The organism is Kocuria varians (genome assembly GCF_006539885.1).
GTDB lineage: Bacteria > Actinomycetota > Actinomycetes > Actinomycetales > Micrococcaceae > Kocuria > Kocuria varians.
Window position 1 is genome coordinate 64887 of the sequence record NZ_BJNW01000006.1, and the last position, 19598, is coordinate 84484.

The following is a 19598-nucleotide window of genomic DNA, read 5'->3' on the forward strand; positions in this document are numbered from 1 at the left end:
ACGTGCCGGAAGCCGCGGGGGTCGTGAACCGGCCGCCCGTCCGACTGATCGCGAGCGACCTGGACGGCACGGTCCTCGGCCACGACTTCCGGTTCCGGGAGCGCACCGTGGCGGCCCTCGCCGCGGCTCGGGACGTCGGGATCCGGGTGGTGTTCGTGACCGGGCGCCCCTCCCGGTGGCTTGACCCGCTGCGCGAGCAGATCGGGGACGCCGGCGTGGTGATCTGCTCCAACGGGGCGGTGGTCTACAACCCCGCCACGGACCGCGTCCTGGAGGCCAGCGTGTTCGGACTGGAGGACGCCCTGCCCGTGATCGAGGACATCACCCGCGCGCTGCCCGGAACCCTCTTTGCCGCGGAGACCCTGCAGCGCGTGCACACGGACCCGGGGTGGTCGCGGACGGACCGCATGGAGATCCGCGACGTCACCGAGGCCCCGGTCACCGGTTCCCTGATACCGGGCACCGAGGTGGTCAAGCTGCTCGCCAAGCTCGACGGCGCCGACCCCGGTGACTACTTCGAGCGGGTCCGGCGGATCGTGGGGGACCGGCTGTCCGCGACCCACTCGGTGGCCGCCGCGCCGCTCGTGGAGATGGGCCAGCGAGGACTGACCAAGGCCAGAACGCTCGAACGCTTCACCGCGGAGCTGGTCATCGACCGCAGCGAGGTGATGGCGTTCGGGGACATGCCGAACGACCTCGAGATGCTCACGTGGGCCGGGCGCGGCTATGCCATGGCGGACGGCCACCCCGGCGTGGTCGCGGCCGTGGAGCGCACCGCGCCGGCGTTCTCGCAGGACGGCGTGGCGCAGGTGATCGAGCACTACCTGGCCCACGAGCACGACGCCGCACTCCGCGCCGCTCCATCCGGCGGGTCCACCCGTACCCGGGAGGATGCGGCGCCTCCCCACGCGGCACCGTCGCACGCCGTCGCGCCCCGCGAGATCCCCGGTGGCGCCGTCGCGGACACGACCCGGAAGGACCGTCATGGCTGAACCGACCCCCACAGACCCCGCCGGCGCAGCACCGAAACACCCCGCGGCACTCGCGCACCGGGGATTCTCCCCGGACGGCCACGAGAACACCCTGGCGGCGTTCCGGGCCGCCGCGGATCTCGGCTTCGTGTGGCTCGAGACGGACGTGCACACCACCAGGGACGGCGTCGTGGTCGCCTTCCACGACCCCTCCCTGGAACGGGTCACGGGGGAGAGCGGCAACGTCAACGACCTCACGTGGGAGCAGCTGCGGACCCTGCGGATCGGTGGTGAGCACGGCATCCCGGCGCTCGCCGAGCTGCTGCGGGAGCTGCCGCAGACGCGGCTGAACATCGACGTCAAGGACGAGGCCTCCGTGGCCGCACTGCCCGAGGTGCTCGCGCACGAGGACGCCGCGGACCGCGTGCGTGTCACCTCCTTCTCCGAGTCACGGCGACGCCGCACGCTCGCCGCCATCGCGAGGCTCACCGGGCGGCGCGTGCGGACCTCCGCCGGCACGCTCGGCACCGCGGGGTTCCTCGCGGTCGCGACCGTGGCACCGGTGACCGACAGGATCTCCCCGCGGATCGCCCACGCCCTGTGGGCCGCCCACCGCGCGGCGTGGTCCCGCGTGGTGGCGCCCTTCGACACCCTCCAGCTGCCGGAGCGGCACACGCTGCAGCTGCCCCTCGGGCGCAGCCTCACCGTGCGGATCGTGACACGGCAGTTCCTGGACCTCGCGCACCGGGAGGGGCTGGCGGTGCAGGTCTGGACCGTCAACGACCCCGCGGACATGCACCGGCTGCTGGAGCTCGGGGTGGACGGGCTCATCACGGACCGCGCGGACCTGCTGCGGGACGTGCTGGTGGCCCGGGAGCAGTGGCCCCCGGACGCCCAGGACTGACCCGGCACACCTTTCCCGCGGCCCTCGACGCGGGGAGTGAATCTCCCCCGCCTCACCCCATCGGGCACCACATCGGGGTAGCTTGGACGTGATCGGGGCCACGGGTGCGCTCTGGCTCACTCGCCCCGGCGACGAACGGTGTCCGACGAGCCCAGGGAGGTCGCATGCACTGCACGTCCGTGGTCCCTGCCCTCGCTCCCGTCCGGTCGGCACCGGTGCACACCGTCGTTGCGCCCCTCGCGTTGCCGGCCATCCTGCCGCCCCGGTCGGCGATCTACCACCGCCGCCTCACCGCCCAGGTTCCCCTGCGCGGTCACCGTGTGGTCGCCGCACGCCTCAGCAAGATCCCGTAGCAGGCTTCACCGCGCCCCGCCGCGCACCCCCTCCGTGGTGCGCCCCGGCCGTCCCCGACGTCCCGTCCGCCGGTCTTCATGCCCGCGACCGTCCTGCCTGCGAGGAACCATGAACACTGTGCCACCGCCCATCCAGCCGCCCCGGTCCGGGGACGCTCCACGCCGCCGCGGCTCGGCCCTGCACGGAACGCCGGGCGCTGCCTGCCGCGCCGAGTTCAGCCGCCGCGGGTTCATGGGACTGGGTGCCGCGGCGGCGTCGTTGGCCCTCGCGGGGTGCGGAGCCGGCGGGCAGCCCGCCACCGTGACCGTGGAGGCCTCGGGGGAGCCGCAGCGCGGCGGGATCCTGCGGATCGGCACCACCGGTGGTGGCGCCTCCGACACGATGGACGCCAACGCACCGGTGGGCACCGCGGACGGCGGCCGGGTGATGAACCTCTACGACCGCCTCTACGAGTTCGACCCCGAGTACAAGCTCACCCCAGGGCTCGCGGAGTCCGTGAAGTCCGAGGACGGCGGCCGCGCGTGGGTGTTCCGGCTGCGCAAGGGGGTCACGTTCCACGACGGGCGCCCGCTCACCTCCCGCGAGGTCGTCCACACCTACCAGCGCGTGACGGACCCGAAGGACCCCAAGACCGGGGCGGCCGGGCTGGCGCTGCTCAAGCGCTCCGTGGCGGTGGACGAGCACACGGTGCGCTTCGAGCTCGAGGAGCCGGACGCGATGTTCGTGGACTCCACGGCGCAGAACTCCATGGGCATCGTCCCCACGGACTACGACCCCAAGAAGCCCGTGGGCACCGGCCCGTTCCGCTTCGGGTCCTTCGAGCCCGGGCAGCTCACGGTGCTGAAGTCCAACCCGGACTACTGGGGGCAGAAGGCGTACCTGGACGAGGTCCACCTGCTGAACTTCAACGACCAGGACGCGCTCGTCAACGCGCTGCTCTCCACCCAGGTGGACGTGGCCGGGCAGCTGCCCCTGGCGATGATCGACGTCGTCAACACCGATCCCCGCCTGCGCACCGTGGTCTCCCAGACCGGCAACTGGCTGCCGTTCACCATGCGCGTGGACACCGCCCCGTTCGACGACGTCCGGGTGCGCCAGGCGTTCCGGCTCGTGGTGGACCGCGAGCAGATGGTGGAACAGGTCTTCTCGGGCCACGGCACGGTGGGCAACGACATGTACGCGCCCTTCGACCCGGGCACGCCGAAGCTCCCGCAGCGCACGCGGGACATCGCCCGGGCCAAGGAGCTGCTCGCGCAGGCCGGGCACCCCAACGGACTGGAGGTGGAGCTGGTGACGGCTCCCATCCAGACCGGAGCCGTGGAAGCCGCGCAGGTCTTCGCCGAGCAGGCCTCCGAGGCCGGGATCACCGTGAAGCTGCGCCGCGTGGACGCCACCACGTTCTTCGGGGACGGCTACCTCAAGTACCCCTTCGCGCAGGACTTCTGGTACACCCGCAGCTTCCTCCCCCAGAGCGCGCAGGGCTCACTGCCCAAGGCGCCGTTCAACGAGACCCACTGGGCGGACCCCGAGTTCCTGGCGCTGTACAAGAAAGCCCGCGCGACCCTCGACCCCGGCAAGCGCAACGAGGTGGTGGCCCAGGCCCAGAAGCTGCTGCACGAGAAGGGCGGGTACATCGCCTGGGGGTTCTTCGACCAGGCGGACGCCTACCAGAAGTACGTGGGCGGCGCGTTCACGCACCGCTCCGGAATGCCGGTGAGCGGTTTCCAGCTGCGCTCGCTGTGGCTCGCCCAGGAAGGGAAGTGATCGCGTGGCTGCCATGATCCTCAAACGGCTGGGCGTCTCGGTCTTCGTGCTGCTGGCCGTGTCCCTGCTGGTCTTCGTCTTCACGCTGCTGCTCCCGGGCGATCCCGCCCAGGCGATCCTGGGCCAGCAGGCCACCCCGGAGCGGCTGGCCGCGCTGCGGGAGCAGCTGCAGCTCAACGACCCCTGGTACACGCGCTACGTCTCGTGGCTCGGGGGGGCTGTTCGTGGGAGACCTCGGAACGTCCGCGGCCACGGGCGGTTCCGTGAACGCCCTGCTGGCCAGCAAGGTCTCGGCGTCCATGGTGCTCATGGTGATCGCCGCGGTGATCGCCATCCCGGTAGGGCTGCTGCTCGGCACGTGGTCCGCGATGCGTCAGGGCAGGGCGTCGGACCAGGCGCTCACGGGCTTCTCCCTGGTGCTCGCCGCGCTGCCCGAGTTCGTGATCGGCGTGGTGCTGACCACGCTGCTGTCCACCACGGTCTTCAAGCTGCTGCCCTCCGTGACGATGGCGGCGCCCGGCATGAAGGTGTGGGACTACCCGCTGCAGCTGATCCTGCCGTGCCTGACACTGGTGCTCGTGGTGGTGCCCTACATGATCCGGATGACGCGCACCACCATGATCGACGTGCTCGACTCCGGCTACGTGGAGATGGCCCGGCTCAAGGGGCTGCCCGAGCGGCAGGTGATCTTCAAGCACGCGCTGCCCCACGCCATCGGGCCCGTGGCCCAGGTGGTGGCCATGCAGCTCGCGTGGCTCGCCGGCGGCATCGTGGTGGTGGAGTTCCTCTTCCGCTTCCCCGGCCTCGGCCAGGCCATGGTGGACGCCGTGAACAACCGTGACGTCCAGGTGGTGCAGGCCCTGTCGATGATCATCGCCGCGTTCTACGTGGTCGTGAACCTGATCGCGGACGTGATCGGAATCCTTGCCAACCCCAAGCTGCGGACGGAGTCCCGCTCATGAACGCGCAGGACAGGGCGGAGACCACGCCCCACGAGACCGGCGGGACCACGGCCGCCGACGACGTCGCCGTGGCCGCGGGCGCGGACCCCGCCTCCCGCGAGCCGGGGGCGGGCGGCGTCGACGGCGCGGACCCGGACTTCGCGCACTCCGCATCCCGCGGGGACGCCCGCCCTGTGTCCTTCGGCAGGCGCGTGCTGGCCCAGCCGGCCGCGAAGCTCGGGTTCCTGCTCACGGGCATCGTGCTCGTGCTCGCGCTGATCGGGCCCTTCGTGGTGCCCGCCTGGACCGGCTACGGTCCCAACTCGTTCGCGGGCAAACCGTTCCAGACCGGGATCTTCGGCACCGACAACCTGGGCCGGGACGTGCTCTCGCGCTTCCTCGAGGGCGGCTGGCGGCTGCTGATGTACTCGGCGCTCGCCACGGTGCTGGGTGTGGGGCTCGGCGCGGTGCTCGGCATGCTCGCGGCGTTCCGCGGCGGCTGGCTCGACGCCCTGATCATGCGCTGCGGCGACGTGCTGCTCGCGATCCCTCAGCTCGTATTCGCGCTGCTCGCGGTGACCGTGCTCGGTCCGCAGGGCTGGGTGCTCGTGATGGTGATTGGCGTGACGCATGCACCGCGCGTGGCCCGCGTGATCCGTGCCGCCACCGCGGGGGTGGTCGCGGAGGACTTCGTGCTCGCGTCCCAGATGTACGCCGTGCCGCAGTGGAAGATCCTCGCCCGGGACGTGGTCCCGAACATCATGGGTCCGCTCATGGTGGAGGTCGGGCTGCGGCTCACGTACTCCATCGGCGCCGTGGCCTCGCTGTCCTTCCTGGGGCTCGGCATGCAGCCGCCCACCCCGGACTGGGGCCTGATGATCAACGAGAACCGGATCGCCCTGGCACTGCAGCCGTGGGGTGTGATCCTGCCCGTCATCGCGATCGCGGTGCTGACCGTGGGCACCAACCTGATCGCGGACGCCGTGGCCGGTGCCTCCGCCGGTCGGGTGCGCACCACCAAGAAGACGTCCCGGAAGCGCTCGGAGAAGGGGTCCTGATGAGGAAGTCGGAGCAGAAGGCCCGCGCACAGAGCCGGGCGGCCGCCGTCCCGCGCGCCACCGTGGAGACCGCCATCTCGGTCGAGCACCTGAGCCTGGGCGTCGTGGGCGGGGACCTGATCCTCGACGAGGTCAGCTTCCAGCTGCGCCCCGGGCGGATCCTCGCGCTCGTGGGGGAGTCCGGGTCCGGCAAGACCACCGCGGCGCTGGCGTGCATGAACCACCTGCGCTCCGGACTGGAGCTGCGCGGCGGCACGGCGGAGCTCCAGGAGGGGGCCTCGCGCTTCCACCGCAACGCGGTGGACCTGCTCACGCTCTCCGAGAGGCAGATGCGCCGGCTGCGCGGCGGCACCATCGCGTACGTGCCCCAGGACCCGGCGCTGTCCCTCAACGGGTCGCTGCGCGTGGGCGAGCAGATCGCCGAGGTGCTGCGCGCCCACGAGTTCGGGCGCAACGCCAGGGACCGGGACGCCCGCGTCGCGGAGGTTCTCACCGAGGTCGGGCTGCCCAGCGACCGCGAGTACCAGCGCCGCTTCCCCCACCAGCTCTCGGGCGGGCAGCAGCAGCGCATCGGCATCGCCATGGCCTTCGCGTGCCGCCCCGCCGTCATCATCCTGGACGAGCCCACCACCGGGCTGGACGTGGCCACCCAGGACCTCGTGCTCAAGACCATCTACCAGCTGACCACCAAGCACGACGTCGCCGGGCTCTACATCACCCACGACCTCGCCGTGGTCGCGCAGGTCGCCAACGACGTCGCCGTGATGCTGCACGGGCGGATCGTCGAGGACGGCCCCGCCGAGCAGGTGCTCACCCGACCCGAGCACCCCTACACGCGCTCGTTGCTCGCCGCTGTTCCGGACATGCAGGGTGCCCGCAGCATGGGTGGCGGGCCCGCGGTCAGCCCCGTGGTGGGCGTCCGAGCGCCGTGGGACGACGGCCGGGGTGGACCCGGTGCAGAGCGGACCGGGACGGAGCCGGCGCCGGATGGGGCAGGGCCGACACCGGCCGAGGGTGGTGCCGCGGGGTTCGCGGTCTCCGCCCGCGACCGCGGTGAGGAGCGGCAGGGAACGGGCGCGGGCGGCGTCGTCGTCGGCGGGCGGTCCACGGACGAACCCGTGGTGGCCGTGCGCAACGTGCGGCTGGCCTACGGGCCCGCGGTGATCCTCGACGGCGTGAACCTGGACCTCGCGGCGGGGCAGACGACCATGCTGCTGGGAGAGTCCGGCTCCGGCAAGACCACGCTCTCGCGGACCGTGGCGGGGCTGATCGACGAGTACACCGGCGAGGTGCTGCTGGACGGCACGGTGCTCGCGCGCAGCACCCGCAAGCGCGACAACGAGCAGCGGCGCAGGATCCAGTACGTGTTCCAGTCGCCGTTCTCGTCGCTGAACCCGCGGCGCAGCATCGGCGACTCGCTGCAGGTGCCCCTGGAGATGAGCGGCGAGCTCAACCGGGCGCAGCGTCGGGCGGCGGTCGCGGACGCGCTGGACGCCGTGCGGCTGGGGCGCAGCTACATCGACCGCAGACCCGGTGAGCTCTCCGGCGGCGAGCGGCAGCGTGCGGCGGTGGCGCGTGCGCTGGTGAACGCGCCGTCGGTGCTCGTGTGCGACGAGATCACCTCCGCGCTGGACGTCTCCGTGCAGGCCTCGGTGATCGAGCTGCTGCGCGAACTGCAGCACGAGCGGAACCTGGCGATGCTGTTCGTGACCCACAACATCGCGCTCGCCCGGCACATCTCGCACAAGCTCGCCGTACTGGAACGCGGGAAGCTCGTGGACTACGGCCCCACGGACACGGTCCTGCGCAACCCGCAGCACGCCTATACACGCTCGCTGCTGGAGCACGTCCCCACGCTGGAGGGTGTGGGCTGAGGGGTGGGGGCGGTCCGGCCCGGGGGCACCCGCTCCCCGGTGCCCCCGCCGTTGCCCGCCCCACTCTGAGGTGTAGAAGTGCCACGAAAAACTAACGCTGGGCGGGCACTTCTACACCTCAGCCGCATCCTTCGCTCGGTCCGGCCGCCTGAACATCTGGGGCGCGATGTGACCGTCTGCGGCGGCGAATCGCGGGCATGTCGCGCCTCAAATGTCCCCGTGGCCAATTCCTGCCTTAGATGTGCGTCACAGGGCCGCCGCCGTTGCCGGTGCAGACCGCTGCGCCACCGCGATGAGGTCCGCCGCCAGGCCCTGCGTCCTGCGCGGACCACCCCACAGCGCCCGCAGCTCACGCGCGAGGTGCCGCTGCGTACGAACCTTCACGAGCGTCCCCGCCGCGACGGCCTCGTCCACGGCGAGACGGCTCAGCACCGCCGGCGCCGCCCCGGACTGCACGCTCACCCGCACCGCCGCGTTGCTCGGAAGCTCCAGCAGGGACATCGCCGGTCGGCCCAGCGCCAGGTCCAGGGCGGTGCGGGTCCCGGAACCCTCCTCCCGGGTCACGAGCGCGGTGGTGGCGAGCTCCGCCGTCGTCACGGGGTCGCGGCGCCCGGCCCACGGGTGCTGCGGAGGCACCACGAGCACCAGCTCGTCGCGGGCGACCACCGCGTGGTGCAGTCCGGCGGGGGAGCCCGGGCTTTCGATGAACCCCACGTTCGCCGTGCCCGCGCGGACGTCCTGCACCACGTCGTGCGAGTTGTGCACCGTCACCTGCACGCGGGACTCGGGGTGCTCGCGGCGCAGGTCGGCGAGCCAGCGGGGGAGCAGGTGCTCCGCGACCGTCTGGCTCGCGGAGACCCTGAGGGGTGCGCTGCGGGAGGCGTCGTGGGCGAGGAGGGAGACGCCGTCGGCGAGGCGCTGCGCGGCGTCGACGACGGCGCGCGCCCACTCCGTGACCACCAGACCGTCCGGCGTGAGCGTGGACCCGCGGGTGGAGCGGTGCAGCAGCGTGACCCCGAGGGTGCGCTCCAGGCGGGCCATGGAACGGCTCGCGTTCGGTTGCGCCATGCCGACGGCGCGCGCACCCGCCGCCAGGCTGCCGTGGTCCGCGACGGCGACCAGCAGCTCGAGTGCGACGACATCCGGCCAGGTGGACACATCCAGAGGATATATCCCACATGCCGAACCGCGGGCTACCGACCGCCACGTGACCGCGGGATGCTGGGGCCATGACCGCACTTCCCCGCCGGGCGACCCCCGAGCAGCCCACCCGCACCGACGTCCGCCCCGCCACCCGGCCGGGACCCGCGGGCCCCGACGATGCCGCCGTGTCCCGGACCGCGTCGCGCCCCGCCGCGAAGGTCACCCCGCGTGCAGAATCACCAGCCACCCCGGCCCCGCGCCCTGCCGCAGCGACCGTCCCTCCGCCCGGCCCGCAGTGGTACGGCTCGGTGATGGGCACGGGCATTCTCTCGACGCTCACCCAGATGCTCGCCGGGGACCTGCCCGGGGGAGCGGTCCTCGCGGTGCTGCTGCTCGTGGTCGGGTGGCTGCTCCTCGCGGGGCTGACCGCGGGGTTCACCGTGCGCGTGGTGCGGCGCCCGGCGCTGTTCGCGGAGACGATCCGGGACATTCCCGTGCTGGCCGCGTGGGGCATGGTGTCCATGGGCGTGCTCTCCGTCGGCTCGGCAACCGCCACGGTGGTCCCGGCCCACTGGCCCGCGCTGGCCCCCGCGGCGTGGCTCGCTGACGAGGTGCTCTGGACGGTCGGGACCGTCCTGGGCGTGCTCACGGCGCTCGGCTTCGCGGTCCGGCTGATCGGGCGTGACGTGGGGGCACCCACCACCACCTGGGGGCTGCCCATCGTGCCGCCCATGGTCTCCGCGACCACCGGTGCCGCGCTCGTCCCGCACCTGCAGACGCGTCACGGGCAGCTGCTGCTGGTGATCGTCACGGTCGCGTGCTTCTTTCTTGCGCTCGTGCTGGGGCTCGTCGTCTTCGCGGTCGCCTACCACCACCACTGGCGGGTGGCCGAGCTGCCCCTCGCGGCGTCGACGAGCGCGTGGATCCCGCTGGGCGTCGTCGGCCAGTCCACCGCGGCCGCGCAGGCGATCGCCGTGCAGGCGCAGCGCTTCGTGCTCCCGGAGGACACCGCCACGCTCACCCAGGTGGCCAACGTCTACGGCATCCTGATGCTCGCGTGCGGCGTGCCCCTGATCGCGTGGGCCACCGTGATGACGGTCCGGGGGTTCCGCGGCGGCATGCCGTTCTCGCCGGGCTGGTGGGCCCTGACCTTCCCCATCGGCACCGTGTGCCTCGGCCTCCACAACCTGGAGGGCGGCACGGGGATCCGCGCGTTCGGTCTCGCCTCCGGCGCAGCCTGCCTGGTGCTGCTGGGCACGTGGACACTGTGCGCCGTCGCGACCGTGAGGGCTGGGGGCGGGCAGAGGGGTGCGGCCACGGGCCGGTGAGCAGCGGGGACGACGCCGGTCGCGCGCCTTGCGCGGGCGGCCACGCGGCGTCGTCGTCGCCGGGCGTGACGCGCGCGACAGGCCGCTGGTTAGCATGGGGAGCATGAAGGCTACCGAAGAATCGTTCGTCCGGGCCGAGATCACGGGCCACACCGGGGTGCTGACCCTCACGCGCGGGAAGGCGTTGAACGCGCTGAACCGCAGCATGTACCACCAGCTGGTCGACGCGCTGCTGATGTGGCGCGAGGACCCCGCCATCGCCGAGGTGGTCGTCCGCTCGGAGCTGCCCAAGGCGCTGTGCGCGGGCGGGGACATCAAGGAGGTGCGGCAGGCGGCGCTGGACGGTCACGAGGACGAGATCCGGGACGCGTTCGGCACCGAGTACGCCATGAACGCGATCATCGCGGACTACCCGAAGCCGTACGTGGCCGTGATGAACGGGATCGTGATGGGCGGCGGCATGGGGCTCTCGGTCCACGGCTCGCACCGGATCGTCACGGAGACCTCGCAGCTGGCCATGCCGGAGACGGCCATCGGCTTCTTTACGGACGTGGGGGCGAGCTGGTTCCTGCCGCGTGTCACCCGCGGTGCCGGGGCCACGATCGACGACGACGCCGCCCGCCGCGCATCCCTCGCCGTCGCCCGGTACCTGGGGCTGGGTGGGGTGCGCCTCAACGGGGCGGACGCCATTGCCCTGGGACTCGCGGACACGTACATCGACTCCTCGGACGTGGACGCGTTCGTGAACACCGTGCTCACGGAGGGTGTGGATGCGGCCGTCTCCGCGTTCGGCAAGGACGCCCCCGAGTCCGAGCTGCTCGGGCGGTGGGACGAGATCGTGCAGCGCTACTCGGGAGAGACCCTGGAAGAGGTCGTGGCGTCGGCCGGTGCGGAACTGGAGGGCATGAGCCCCACGTCCCTGTCCCGCGTGTTCGAGCTGCTGAACCGCGGTTCCGAGGACAGCACCGTGCTCTCCTGCCTGGAGCGCGAGCTGCGCATGGCGGAGGACACCGCCGTGGGCCACGACTTCATCGAGGGCGTGCGCGCGATGGTCGTGGACAAGGACAAGACCCCGCAGTGGGAGCCCGCCACCGTGGCGGGAGTGGACCAGGAACGTATCCGCACCGTGGCGGACGAGAAGTCGGAGCTGCCCATCACGGTCTGATCCGCTCATCCCGGTGAGCGCTGGGGAGTGAGGGGCCGCCCGGGTGAGATGCCCCGGGACGAGGCGCTCCCCTTTGAAGAACCGCCCCGCACCTGTGTGAGGGGCGGTTCTTCGCGTCCACGGTCCCGAGGGACTCGGGCCGGGTGCTCTCATTGCTCCGCACCCGGCCGCGCCAGGGCTGGGAGCCGGCGGCGCGGCGTCGTCGTCGGGAAGGGCGGGGCCTCAGCCCAGCGGGGACGGGCTCTGCGAGGTGTCCGGCGTGAGGGGGTCCGAGCCCACCGAGCCGCGGGCGCGCGCGATGGCCGCCATCAGGTGGTAGACCACCAGGGCCGCCGCGGTTCCCAGGGCGATGCCCGCGAAGTCCAGGCCGAACACGGACCAGGTGTAGTCGCCGATGCCCACGATCATGGCGATCGCCGCGGTGGTGAGGTTGACCGGGTTGGAGAAGTCCACGCGGTTCTGCACCCAGATCCGCACGCCGAGCATGCCGATCATGCCGTACAGCACCGTGGCCGCTCCGCCCAGCACGCCCTTCGGCACCGTGGCCACCGCCGCCCCGAACACGGGGGTGACGCTGAGCAGGATCGCGACGAGCGCGGCCACCCAGTACGCGGCGGTCGAGTAGACACGTGTGGCCGCCATGACGCCGATGTTCTCCGCGTAGGTGGTGGTGCCCGAGCCGCCGCCGGAGCCCGCGATCATGGTGGCCAGGCCGTCGGACATGATGGCGCGGCCGGTGTAGGGGTCCAGGTTGTCGCCGGTCATCAGGGCCACGGACTTCACGTGCCCGATGTTCTCCGCGACGAGCACCAGGATCACGGGGATGAACAACCCGGCGAGGTTGAGGTGGAACTCCGGGGACTGGAAGTGGGGGAGGCCGAAGAGCCCCTGCTGGTCCCATGCAGCCTGGATGGAGGTGAAGTCCACCTCGCCGCGCAGCACGGCGGTCAGGTAGCCGATCACCACGCCCAGCAGGATGGACAGGCGTCCCAGCAGCCCGCGGAAGAGCACAGAGATCAGGATGATCGAGCCGAGCGTGACCAGCGCGGTGACGGGCGCGGCCGTGAAGTTCTCCTTGGCGGACGGCGCCAGGTTGAACCCGATCAGCGCCACGATGGTGCCCGTGACCGCCGGCGGCATGAGCTTCTGCAGCCACCCGGTGCCGGCCACCTGCACGATCACACCGATCAGGAACAGCGCGGCGCCGGCCATGATCACACCGCCCAGCGCGCCGCCCGGACCGTACTGGTTCACGGACGCGGTGATCGGCGCGATGAACGCGAACGAGGACCCCAGGTAGCTCGGCACCCGCCCGGCCGTGATGACCAGGAACAGCACTGTGCCGATGCCCGAGAAGAACAGGGTGGTCGCCGGCGGGAAGCCCGTGAGCAGGGGCACCAGGAACGTGGCGCCGAACATCGCCACCACGTGCTGCGCGCCGATCGAGATGGTCCGCGGCCACGAGAGCCGCTCGCGCGGGGTCACCACGTCCCCGGGGGCCACGTGCCGGCCGTCCCCGTGCAGGCGCCAGTTCAGGCCCAGCCGGTCGACGACGCCGCGGGGCCGGTTCTCGGCCCGCGGCCCGTGCCGCTCCCCGTCCGGCGGCGGGGTCTGTGCGGGGGAAACCGGGGTGCTCATGGGTGCTCCTTGTCCTGGGCGAGCCGGAGGTGCCGCCCCCGGAATTCTAGTGTCCGGCCGGTGGAGCGCACGGGAGGGGACCAGCATCGCGGGTGGGGTGGGCGCGCGGTCCCTCGGCAGGGTGCCGGCAAGCTCCCGGCCCCGGCACGGGCGGCGTCGTCGGCCCCGGGGCGAAAGCTACGGACGAGTAGGGTGAGTTGCAGGGGCCATGCCCGTGGCTCCGGGGCCCGCGGGGGAACACCTCCCGTGGGTGCGACTCACGAGGGAGTGGGAGACAACATCATGGCTGAGCTGCAGAACCTCACCGTCATCGGGTCCGGGGTGCTCGGATCGCAGATCGCGTTCCAGGCCGCGTACTTCGGCAAGACCGTCACCGTGTACGACATCAGCGACGAGATCGTGGCCGGGCTGCCCGCGAAGTGGCAGAAGCTCTCCGAGTTCTACGCGAGGGACATGGCCGCCACTCCGGAGCAGCTCGAGGCGACGACGGCGCGCATCACCGGCACCACGGACGTCACCGCGGCGCTCGCGAACGCGGACATCGTGATCGAGGCCGTTCCGGAGAACCTGGAGCTCAAGCGGAAGGTGTGGGCGCAGATCGGGGCGGCGGCGCCGTCGTCGACCATCTTCTGCACCAACTCGTCCACCCTGCTGCCCAGCGACATCGCGCAGTCCACGGGGCACCCCGAACGGTTCCTGGCGCTGCACTTCGCCAACGAGGTCTGGCGCAACAACACCGGCGAGGTCATGGGCCACGCCGGCACCGACCCCGCCGCCGTGCAGGCCGTGCTGGGCTTCGCGGAGCAGATCGGCATGGTCCCCATCCACGTGGAGAAGGAGCAGCCCGGGTACATCCTCAACACCCTGCTCGTCCCCCTGCTCGGCGCGGCCACGCACCTGTGGGTCAACGACGTCGCCAGCGTCGAGGACATCGACCGCACCTGGCGGACCGCCACCGGCTCCCCGCTGGGCCCCTTCCAGATTCTGGACGTCGTGGGCATGGAGACGCTCTACCAGATCAACCTCAACACCGGGACGGACGAGTCCCGCCGCGTGGCCGAGCGCATCAAGACCGAGTACATCGACAAGGGCTACAAGGGCCGCGACACCGGCCGGGGGTTCTACACGTACGAGTGAGGGCCCGCGCGGTACGCACGCCACCTCTGCCGCCTGCACCACCGAGGTCCCCGCGGCACCCCGGCAAGTGGTGCCCACCCCGTTTGTCCGTCAAGATGAACCCATGCCCAACCACGTACGGACCCGCAAGCCCCGCCTGGACTCCCTCCGGCAGGATCTGCTGCAGCGGGGTCTGCCCCTCGTCCTGGGGCCGAAGGACCGGTCCGGGGGCCTTCTCCCCCGCAGCGCGCCGGCCCTGTTCGCGGCGTTCATCGTGCTGGCGGGGTTCATCCAGTTCGGGCGATCCACCGACGACATCATGGACAGCGAGCTGACCTCTCTGACGGAGGAGGAGCTGGTGACGGCGGGTTCCGGCCTGCTGATCATGGCGAGCTTCCCGCTGGGGTGGTGGCTGCTGCGGGTGCTCCTGCGCCACGTGAACCGGAAGGTGGCGGCGGACATCGGGATCGCCGTGGTCGTGGCCCTGCTGGTTCTGCCGCTGTTCTCCTCGCCCGAGCTGGGGTCGGTCTGTCGGACGTGGTCGTCGTCCTGGTCGTGGTCCTGCTCGCCACCTACTGGGGGGTGGGTGCGGTGACGGCGTGGGCGTCCCGGCGTGCGGCGCGGGAGATGAACCACCTGGGGTCCATGGTCGGCCGGGTGCTGCCCATCCTGATGCTCGCGCTGCTGTTCTCGTTCTTCAACGCGGAGATCTGGCAGGTCGTGGCGCAGCTGTCCATGGCGCGCACGTGGGTGATCGTGGGGGTCATGGGCCTGCTGGGCATCGCCCTGGCCACCCTCAACGCGCGCGACGAGATCTCCCAGATCGTGCGCAGCTAGGACGACCGCACGAGCCGAGACCTGCGCCGCCTCGAACGCGCCAACATCACCACCATGTGCGTGATGATCAGCCTGATCCAGGTCACGCTGTTGGGCGTCGTCGTCTTCGTGTTCTACGTGATCTTCGGCGTTCTCTCCGTCTCCAAGGTCACGGCCACGCAGTGGATCGGCAGCCCCCCCGGCCGAGTTCGGCGGCGTGCTCTCCGGCCTGCCCGTCTCGCAGCCGCTGGTGCAGGTGTGCATGGTGCTCGCGGCGTTCAGCGCCCTGAACTTCATCGTGAGCATCGGCACGGACCCCACCTATCGGACCACGTTCCTGGAGCCCGCGCTCGACGAGGTGCGCCAGGGCCTGCAGCCCCGCGACGAGTACGTCGCGCTGCGCAAGGGCACCGAGGACGACGACGCCGCCACCGCGACTTCCGGCCCCGCCCTCACCTCCGTGGGCGGAGACACCACTACCGAGGACGCCGCAACGGCCAGCCCCGCGGCGGAGACCGCGCAGTCACGGTCCGACCTGCACGACTGACGGGGCGGGCTGGAGGCGGCGCGGTTGACGAGCCCCGCGGCGTCCCGCCGCGCGAGGCAGCTGACGGTCATCCCCACCCCCGTACCCGTCTGACGATCGGCAGCCAACTCGGCCGCCCGGCGTCGTCGTCGGGGCGGGGGCTACCCTGAACCCGTGTATCCCGCCGAGCTCAGCGCAGCCTCCCAGGACTACCTCAAGACCATCTGGCGCCTGGGGGAGTGGGAGCCGGAGCGCGTGACCACCACGGTGCTGGCCGCGCGCATGGGGCTGGCGGCGTCCACGGTGTCGGAGGCGCTGAAGAAGCTCACGGCGCAGGGACTGGTGACCCGCCCGTCGTACGGGGCCGTGCAGCTCACCGAGCAGGGTCGCCAGGTGGCGGTGCATATGGTGCGGCGCCACCGCATCCTGGAGATGTTCCTGGCCACCGAACTGGGTTACCCGTGGGACGAGGTCCACGACGAGGCCGAGGTGCTGGAGCACGCCGTCACGGACCGGTTCATCGACAGCCTGGACGAGAAGCTCGGCCACCCGCGCGCGGATCCGCACGGGGACGCGATCCCGTCGAAGGATGGCGCGGTCGACGCCCCGAGCGCCATCCCGCTGGCGGACGTGCTCGGCCCCGCGCTCGTGCGGGTGACCCGTGTCTCGGACGAGGACCCGGAGAGGCTGCGGGCCCTCGGGGAGCTGGGCGTGCGCCCCGGAGTCACGCTGTCCGTGCGGGCCCACCCCACGGAGGCCGGGGCCCTGCGCGTGAGCTTCCCGGAGTCAGCGGACGCGGAGCGCGACGGCGAGCCCGAGATCACCCTGGGGATCCTCCACGCAGAGGCGGTGCGGGTCCGCCCCGCTCAGCAGACCTCCTGACGCCAGCGGTTGATCTAGGTTCGGCCGCGCGTGTGACTCGGCAGCCGGACCGCTGCGCGGACAGGTGATCGCCCCGCGACCCGGCACCGCGCCTACGCCGCCACCCTCACCCGTTTCGCCCCCACACCGCCCCCACACCGCCCCCACCTCGCGCCTCGCGAAGGGCAGGAAGAACCACGCCGCCCCCGCCTCACGACCTTTCCGCGGAATGTCCTACCCTTGAACAACGGGTGAACGGACCGTCGCTCCCGCGTCCTGAGACGTCGACGGAGTCCGCGGTGCTGGCCAGCACCCTTCTGATGTGGAACACGAGGTACTGACATGTCCGGGCAGACTGTGCACACGATCCGGCGGGCCCTTGCGCTGCTCGCGAGGAGTGCGAGCTACCTGCTGATCTGGGCCGGGCTGGTCCTGCTCGCGGCCGCCGGCGTGATCCGCCACTACTGGGGTCCCATCTCCGTGGGGCAGATGCGGATGAACCTGATGTCCGTGCAGACGGACGGCGGGGGCGGGTCCATCGTGTGGGTCGCGGTCGTGGTGATCGGGGTGCTGCCGGTGGTCCTCACCCTGGCGCTGGCCGTGGGCCTGCACCTGTGGCGACGTCGCTCCCCGGCCCCGCGGCTGTCCCGCCGGGCCCGCGTGACGGCCCGTTCGGCGTCGGCGCTCGCGGTGGCCGCGGTGGTGCTGGGCGGCTCGGCGACCTTCGCGTCCGCGGTGGGGCTGAAGCAGTACGTGAAGGCGGCGAAGTCCTCCTCGGACATCGGCGAGTACTACGCGGACCCGGCGGTCACGGACGCCTCCGGGCGGCGCAACGTGGTCGTCATCTACCTGGAGTCCGGCGAGCAGACGCTCGCGGACGACCAGCTCTTCGAGAAGAACGCATTCGCGCCCCTGGAGGACGTCACCACGTCCGAGCAGGGGTGGAGCAGCGTCTCCGACTTCCAGCAGTACCAGGGCGGTGGCTGGACCATGGCCGGTCTCGCCTCCACGCAGTGCGGCATCCCGCTCAAGGGCGCCGGGGCGGGCGTCGGCGAGAACGACATCGGCGGCGGCATGGGCGAGTACCTGGGCGGCGTCACGTGCCTGGGCGACGTCCTGCAGGACCACGGGTACAAGAACGTGTTCCTGGGTGGCGCCAACTCCTCCTTCGCGGCCAAGGACGTTTTCCTGCGCACGCACGGCTACACCGAGGACAAGGGTCTGCAGGACTGGCGCGCGGCGGGGGAGCCTGCGGAGAACTTCCGCGGGGACTGGGGCCTGAGCGACGAGCGCCTCATGGCCCACGCCAAGGACGAGGTGGATCGTCTGCAAGCGGAGGCCCAGCGCACCGGCCAGCCGTTCAACCTCTCCATGCTCACACTGGACACCCACGAGCCCGTGCACGTGTACGACTCGTGCTCTGTGGACACCCAGAACCAGGTGACCTCCGTGTTCGCGTGCTCCATGGCCCAGGTGGCGGGCTTCGTGCAGCACATGAAGGACCGGGGGTACCTGCAGGACACCTCCGTGGTCATCATGGGCGACCACCTCAAGCACATGAGCGCGGGGGACGCCTTCCACGAGCAGCTGGACGACAACCCGGACCGCTCGATCTTCAACCGGATCTGGATCCCCGGCGAGACCTCGGGCACCACGCTGCGGGCCGGTTCCAACCAGCTCGACATGTACCCCACGCTCCTCGAGGCCGCGGGACTGCCCCCGCACGACGGCCGCGCCGGGCTGGGGGTCTCGGTGCGCCGCGAGGACATTCCCGAGGGCGCGGCCCAGAGCCTCGATCCGGCCGACTACAGCGAGCTGCTGGCCTCCCTGTCACCGCGCTTCTACGCCCGCGCGTGGAACCAGCCCGAGCCCACGGGCTGAGGATCGGAGCACGACGACGCCGGGTGGTCGCCGCTCAGAAGTCCCGTGCGGCCTCGGGGGAGCTGCCCGGGGCGAGCCGCTGCAGGTGCACGTGGCGCGTGATGCGGATGGACGGGCGGATCAGCATGAGCACGCTGCCCACCACGAACAGCCACGTGCCCGCGTACACCGTGGAGTCGTCGCCGAAGAACAGGAACGATCCCGCCAGGAAGATCAGGCCGATCAGGATGTCGTTGGCGATCGACAGCGTCTCGTAGCGGCCGCGGATGACCACCTCGTGGTGCCCGGCGTGGACCTCCACGGGCCGCTCGGCGCGGGACCGGGCCACCGACGGGGCCGGGGACGACGGCTCGGAGTCGACGGCGGCAGGTCCGGAGGTGCGTTGCGCAGGCTCGACGGTTCGGGGGCTGGACGTGTCGTGGGACGAGGGGGTCACGCGGGTCCTTTCGTGGTGGTGGCGGTCCGGTGCGACCGCCGTGAACAGCCGGTGGGGTGCGCACGCGGCACACCCCACCGGCCGTTCACGCTACAGAAGACCCCGGGGTCTCAGCACACCGGCACCCGGAGCCGTGAGCAGGGCTTCCCCGCCACCTCGGCGGCCACAGGGGGCGGCGCACCGGCCCCTGTGGCCGTGGGCAGGATCACCGCTCGGGGAACTCCGCGAGGAAGTCCGCATGGAGCGCGGCGGGCGGCTCGCCCGTGACGTCCGCAGGGTACAGCAGCGGATGGGCGCCGTCCCCGCTCTCCACGAGTGCGAGGGAGACCCCAGGGTCGTAGGCCACGGCCGCACCGGCGCTGCTCAGGGTGTGGAACAGGTCCAACCTCTCGGGATCGTGGGACCACCACGTGCGCGAGGTGCCGTCCGGGAAGGTGACCACCGCGGTGTTCCCGCGAGGTGCGGCGAGCCGGACCCGGACCCAGCGGCCCCGGTGCTCGGAGGCGAGCCGGGCCTGGATGTAGTGCACGTTGTGCCCGGGGTGGTAGCTCCTGCACGCGGGGTTGTCGCCACCGTGGGTGCAGGGGTGGGTGGGTGTCAAAGCTGACGAGCTCATGACGGTGCCCTTTCGCAGTCTTCCGCGCGGCGGTCGCCACGCGGCAGATCTTCCTCCGGGGGCACCGGGTGCGAACAACCGGTTGCCAGCCGACCGGCCGGAGGGCTCAGTGGTCGGACTTCTTGATCCGGTAACAGGACACCACGGGGCTCAGACACGCACAAACGGCAGCGCGGGGAGGTGGCCGTCAGGCAGGGCGAGCGGCA

General features: G+C 71.8%; 17 protein-coding genes, 1 pseudogene and 1 riboswitch. Of the genes and pseudogenes, 14 read left to right on the forward strand and 4 right to left on the reverse strand.

All coding sequences use genetic code 11. The features are described 5' to 3' along the window. The first annotated feature begins 2 nt into the window (after nucleotides 1-2). The 6 genes and pseudogenes from KVA01_RS04585 (at nucleotide 3) to KVA01_RS04610 (ending at nucleotide 7866) form a co-directional block, all read left to right on the forward strand. Nucleotides 3-992, forward strand: coding sequence for an HAD family hydrolase (locus tag KVA01_RS04585; RefSeq protein ID WP_231860588.1), 990 nt, complete (start codon nucleotides 3-5; stop codon nucleotides 990-992). Beyond that, nucleotides 985-1875 carry a glycerophosphodiester phosphodiesterase family protein gene (locus tag KVA01_RS04590; protein WP_068468348.1) on the forward strand — a complete coding sequence of 297 codons (891 nt, stop codon included), beginning with the start codon at nucleotides 985-987 and terminating at the stop codon, nucleotides 1873-1875. Before KVA01_RS04585 ends, KVA01_RS04590 begins: the two co-directional genes overlap by 8 nt. Nucleotides 1876-2337: 462 nt before the next feature. Next, a complete protein-coding gene (locus KVA01_RS04595; protein ID WP_082810272.1) occupies nucleotides 2338-3993 on the forward strand; it encodes an ABC transporter substrate-binding protein in 1656 nt (551 codons plus the stop codon). A gap of 4 nt (nucleotides 3994-3997) precedes the next feature. Further along, nucleotides 3998-4955 (forward strand): annotated as a pseudogene (locus KVA01_RS04600) (ABC transporter permease). After that, a complete protein-coding gene (locus tag KVA01_RS04605; protein ID WP_231860589.1) occupies nucleotides 4952-5992 on the forward strand; it encodes an ABC transporter permease in 1041 nt (346 codons plus the stop codon). Before KVA01_RS04600 ends, KVA01_RS04605 begins: the two are co-directional and overlap by 4 nt. After that, nucleotides 5992-7866, forward strand: coding sequence for an ATP-binding cassette domain-containing protein (locus tag KVA01_RS04610; protein WP_068468355.1), 1875 nt, complete (start codon nucleotides 5992-5994; stop codon nucleotides 7864-7866). The genes KVA01_RS04605 and KVA01_RS04610 overlap by 1 nt, the downstream gene beginning before the upstream one ends. Nucleotides 7867-8112: 246 nt before the next feature. Here KVA01_RS04610 and KVA01_RS04615 read toward each other — a convergent pair whose 3' ends face one another. Further along, complete coding sequence (locus KVA01_RS04615) at nucleotides 8113-9024, reverse strand: LysR family transcriptional regulator (RefSeq protein ID WP_174805701.1); 912 nt, start codon at nucleotides 9022-9024, stop codon at nucleotides 8113-8115. Nucleotides 9025-9095: 71 nt separating this feature from the next. On the opposite strand from KVA01_RS04615, the gene KVA01_RS04620 reads away from it, so the two are divergent. Together KVA01_RS04620 and KVA01_RS04625 are read left to right on the forward strand one after the other, a co-directional pair. Then, the gene (locus tag KVA01_RS04620) at nucleotides 9096-10337 is read left to right on the forward strand and encodes a TDT family transporter (protein WP_082810274.1); all 1242 of its coding nucleotides are present in this window, start codon (nucleotides 9096-9098) and stop codon (nucleotides 10335-10337) included. A 103-nt stretch (nucleotides 10338-10440) separates the two neighbouring features. Next, the gene (locus KVA01_RS04625) at nucleotides 10441-11502 is read left to right on the forward strand and encodes an enoyl-CoA hydratase/isomerase family protein (protein ID WP_231860590.1); all 1062 of its coding nucleotides are present in this window, start codon (nucleotides 10441-10443) and stop codon (nucleotides 11500-11502) included. Nucleotides 11503-11724: 222 nt separating this feature from the next. Here the strand turns inward: KVA01_RS04625 and KVA01_RS04630 are convergent, their stop codons facing one another. Then, the gene (locus KVA01_RS04630) at nucleotides 11725-13140 is read right to left on the reverse strand and encodes a uracil-xanthine permease family protein (protein ID WP_141269115.1); all 1416 of its coding nucleotides are present in this window, start codon (nucleotides 13138-13140) and stop codon (nucleotides 11725-11727) included. Between the two features lie 282 nt (nucleotides 13141-13422). Here KVA01_RS04630 and KVA01_RS04635 point away from each other — a divergent pair, with 282 nt between their 5' ends. From KVA01_RS04635 to KVA01_RS04660, 6 genes are all read left to right on the forward strand, one after another. Then, nucleotides 13423-14277 (forward strand): 3-hydroxyacyl-CoA dehydrogenase, encoded by an 855-nt coding sequence (locus tag KVA01_RS04635; RefSeq protein ID WP_068468409.1) that lies wholly within the window; start codon nucleotides 13423-13425, stop codon nucleotides 14275-14277. 103 nt (nucleotides 14278-14380) lie between these two features. Further along, entirely contained in the window at nucleotides 14381-14851 is a 471-nt protein-coding gene (locus tag KVA01_RS04640) for a hypothetical protein (RefSeq protein WP_068468360.1), read from the forward strand. Beyond that, the gene (locus tag KVA01_RS04645) at nucleotides 14848-15093 is read left to right on the forward strand and encodes a hypothetical protein (RefSeq protein ID WP_141269117.1); all 246 of its coding nucleotides are present in this window, start codon (nucleotides 14848-14850) and stop codon (nucleotides 15091-15093) included. Before KVA01_RS04640 ends, KVA01_RS04645 begins: the two co-directional genes overlap by 4 nt. 196 nt (nucleotides 15094-15289) lie before the next feature. Beyond that, a complete protein-coding gene (locus tag KVA01_RS04650; protein WP_068468365.1) occupies nucleotides 15290-15619 on the forward strand; it encodes a hypothetical protein in 330 nt (109 codons plus the stop codon). Nucleotides 15620-15772: 153 nt separating this feature from the next. Next, the gene (locus KVA01_RS13155; RefSeq protein WP_068468367.1) at nucleotides 15773-16480 is read left to right on the forward strand and encodes a metal-dependent transcriptional regulator; all 708 of its coding nucleotides are present in this window, start codon (nucleotides 15773-15775) and stop codon (nucleotides 16478-16480) included. 321 nt (nucleotides 16481-16801) lie between these two features. Then, nucleotides 16802-18340, forward strand: coding sequence for an LTA synthase family protein (locus KVA01_RS04660; protein ID WP_068471056.1), 1539 nt, complete (start codon nucleotides 16802-16804; stop codon nucleotides 18338-18340). A gap of 34 nt (nucleotides 18341-18374) precedes the next feature. Here the strand turns inward: KVA01_RS04660 and KVA01_RS04665 are convergent, their stop codons facing one another. Next, nucleotides 18375-18776 carry a YrhK family protein gene (locus KVA01_RS04665; RefSeq protein ID WP_307723014.1) on the reverse strand — a complete coding sequence of 134 codons (402 nt, stop codon included), beginning with the start codon at nucleotides 18774-18776 and terminating at the stop codon, nucleotides 18375-18377. 205 nt (nucleotides 18777-18981) lie between these two features. Further along, a complete protein-coding gene (locus KVA01_RS04670; RefSeq protein WP_141269119.1) occupies nucleotides 18982-19392 on the reverse strand; it encodes a hypothetical protein in 411 nt (136 codons plus the stop codon). 11 nt (nucleotides 19393-19403) lie between these two features. Further along, nucleotides 19404-19520: riboswitch (SAM riboswitch) on the reverse strand. Nucleotides 19521-19598: the final 78 nt, after the last annotated feature.